At 30.3% G+C, this 2,191-nt stretch carries 4 protein-coding genes; all 4 read right to left on the bottom strand.

All coding sequences use genetic code 11. The annotated features are described in order from the left end of the window. The coding region (locus VJ881_06255; GenBank protein HKL75651.1) for a DUF1847 domain-containing protein at window positions 1-243 on the bottom strand (243 nt) is incomplete at its 3' end. Window positions 244-291: 48 nt separating this feature from the next. Further along, a complete protein-coding gene (locus VJ881_06250) occupies window positions 292-1,185 on the bottom strand; it encodes a pirin family protein (GenBank protein HKL75650.1) in 894 nt (297 codons plus the stop codon). A 20-nt stretch (window positions 1,186-1,205) separates the two neighbouring features. After that, on the bottom strand, window positions 1,206-2,012 hold the full coding sequence (locus VJ881_06245; GenBank protein ID HKL75649.1) for an AAC(3) family N-acetyltransferase: 807 nt from the start codon (window positions 2,010-2,012) through the stop codon (window positions 1,206-1,208). After that, window positions 2,012-2,191 (bottom strand): hypothetical protein (locus VJ881_06240; GenBank protein ID HKL75648.1); only part of this gene is annotated, 180 nt, incomplete at its 5' end. The genes VJ881_06245 and VJ881_06240, both read right to left, overlap by 1 nt.

The following is a 2,191-nucleotide window of genomic DNA, read 5'->3' as shown; positions in this document are numbered from 1 at the left end:
TCCAATATTATTAAAACCAGCTGAAATTGCATATTCAGCTATTTCTTTTAATCTGGGCCACTCTTTATAACCGGTAGTTTCTATATGAGCAGCAGTTTTATATAATTTTTTATTTTCTTCTTTTTTATATTCTTCTAATGCTTTACTTAACCATTTCCCCTTAGACTGAGGACACCATTCAGGATAATCATCTAAATCAGTGTTACATACTTTTTTATCACATTTTGCACAAATAGAATGCAAGTTATATCCCTCCAATGAAAATTATTTAATATTCTATTGATAGTCTTATTACTTTTTCTCTTTATTATAAAAATCATTTATTTCTTTGATATTTTTATTATTCTTTTCTTTTACAAAATTATTTTCTTTTAAATCACGTGAAGCAATTTTCAACTCTTCTCTGGTATTCATAACTATTGGTCCACCCCAGGCTATAGGTTCATTCAATTTTTTACCGGCCAATAATAAAAAGCGAGCCGATTTATCTCCGGTATTTACTTTTATTTTTTTACCTTTTTCATATAATACTCCCTGAGGATAGGATACATATTCTTCTTTTTCCTGATTAAAATTTGCCTCTCCCCTGATTAAAAAAGCATAAGAATTAAAATCATAATTAAGATCAAATACAAATTCACTATTAGCTTTTAGTTCAATATCCAAAAACGTTGGTTTTGTATCTTCTCTATTTATTTCACCCTCTAATTTTTTATACTTTCCTGCAATTATATGAACTCTTTTATTTTCATCCTCATAAACTGGAATCATATCTTCGGTAATATCTCCATATTTAGGAGAAGTCATCTTATTATCTGCAGCTAAGTTTAACCAGACCTGAACCCCCAGCATTTCTGGTGATTCTTTTGGTAACTCCTGATGTAATATTCCTGAGCCAGCAGTCATCCACTGACATTGACCACTTTTAATAATACCTTTATTCCCCATACTATCACCATGTTCAATCTCACCTTTAATTAAATATGTGATAGTTTCAATTCCTCGATGAGGATGCCAGGGGAAACCTTTAATATAATCATTAGGATTTTTAGAATCAAAAAAATCCATCATTAAAAATGGATCAAATTCTGGAGTATCATGGTAACCAAAGGTCCTTCTAAGTTTTACTCCAGCCCCATCTTCTTTTTTTTCTCCCTTAAAATATTTTTTTAATTTTCTATACATATTTTCATCTCCTAAAGTTATTAACGATTTTTTTCAAACCAATCAACTGCAAAATCAACAATATCTACCTGAGAAAAAAGCTTAGCAGTAGAATAAGCTAATTTGAATTTAGTATACTCTCTTTTATTTTCATAATCATTTCCCAGTTTATGAAAATCATCTGAATCAACTTCAATTTCTTGATATTTAGCCCAGATTCTTTTTCCATCTTTGATTATTGGAGCTCCATATTCTTTTGTCTCTTTTTTAAAATCGGCTTTATATTCTGCTAAATGTAGGGAGGTATTACTTTCATGACCAACACCAATCAAAAGTATTTTCCCATTTAAATCATAGATTTTTTGGAGTGGACTTTTTTCTCCCAGGGAAGAATTCAGGTCATGATTTGCTATAATTTCATCAGCATTTTTACCCCAGGCAGCAAAAGAATTAATAGGATGAGAACTTCTAACAGTATTTGGATATTTTCTAAAATTTTCAGGTACTACTCCCACTCCCCTGGTTGGAGTAACTTCAGGTCTAAAGGCGGGCATTTCATTTCTAATTGAATCCCACCAGCTTTCAGGTACTGCTGGATTACCCCAATATTTAGGTTCAGAATAATTACCATTATGAGTGGGCATTATTATATTACCTGATTTAGTTATCACTTCCATTAATGCATCAATTAAAGTTACCGGTCCCCCACAAACCCAACCCAGAGAACTTAATGAAGAATGAACGATAACTGTAGAACCTTTTTTTAGACCACCATTTTTAAAATCTTTTATTAACTTTTTTTTAGTAACAGGATAATCACTTTTTTCAACAATTTCTTTTTCACTCATCAAATCACCTCTAAATATTTATCAGCTATTTTTATATGTTTATTTAATTTATCTTTATTCATTTTATTTAAAATTGAAAGCATCAAAGCCATTTCCATAAACCAGTTAAAAACCTGATCCTTATCTAATTCAGTTAATAAAAAGAAATTTCCAAGAACCATAAGTCTTTCAATATGATG

Source organism: Halanaerobiales bacterium (genome assembly GCA_035270125.1).
Taxonomy (GTDB): domain Bacteria; phylum Bacillota; class Halanaerobiia; order Halanaerobiales; family DATFIM01; genus DATFIM01.
The sequence above is the reverse complement of the archived record's forward strand: the minus strand, read 5'-3'. Positions and strand labels throughout refer to the sequence as shown.